Genomic DNA, 521 nt, shown 5'->3' with positions numbered 1-521 from the left:
GAGAGCTCGCGGAGAGGCTGCGCGGCCTGGTCCCAGAACCCGTCGCCGATGACGTCGCCGAGGCCCTTCCACCGGTCGATGACGTCGCCGAGCCGGTCGCCCATCTGCGACAGCGCGACCGCGAGGACAGCGACGGAGACGCCGGCGCCGACGATGAGTGCCGGCGCGAGGGCCGACACCGCGAGGATGGACGACAGGCTCGCTGCGAGCGTCGCGAGACCCCCGCCCGCGGAGATGCCCACAGCGGCGAGAGACGCGATCGACGACGCGACGGCCGCGAGCTTCGGGAGCGCGCGGTCCAGGTTCGCCAGGCGCTCCCCGACGCCCTTGAACAGGTCAGCGCCGAGACGAGCGCCGGACAGCGCAGCGAGAGCGGTCCCCACCTTCGCCAGGGATCCCGGCGCTATCGAAGCAGTGATCGGCACCGTCCGGGGCCGCGTCACGGCGGCGAGGCGCGCCGAGGCGATCCCCGCGTCGACGTCAGCGTTCAGCGCGACTGACTCACCGTTCCACCGGTCATG

The 521-nt window shown here is 73.1% G+C and carries 1 protein-coding gene; it reads right to left on the bottom strand.

Features of this window, described 5'->3' with window-relative positions; translation table 11 throughout:
- On the bottom strand, positions 1-383 hold a 383-nt coding region (locus C5B95_RS17020), incomplete at its 3' end, for a hypothetical protein (RefSeq protein WP_146076649.1).
- Positions 384-521: the final 138 nt, after the last annotated feature.

The organism is Rathayibacter sp. AY1A7 (genome assembly GCF_002930845.1).
Taxonomy (GTDB): Bacteria; Actinomycetota; Actinomycetes; order Actinomycetales; family Microbacteriaceae; genus Rathayibacter.
The sequence above is the reverse complement of the archived record's forward strand: the minus strand, read 5'-3'. Positions and strand labels throughout refer to the sequence as shown.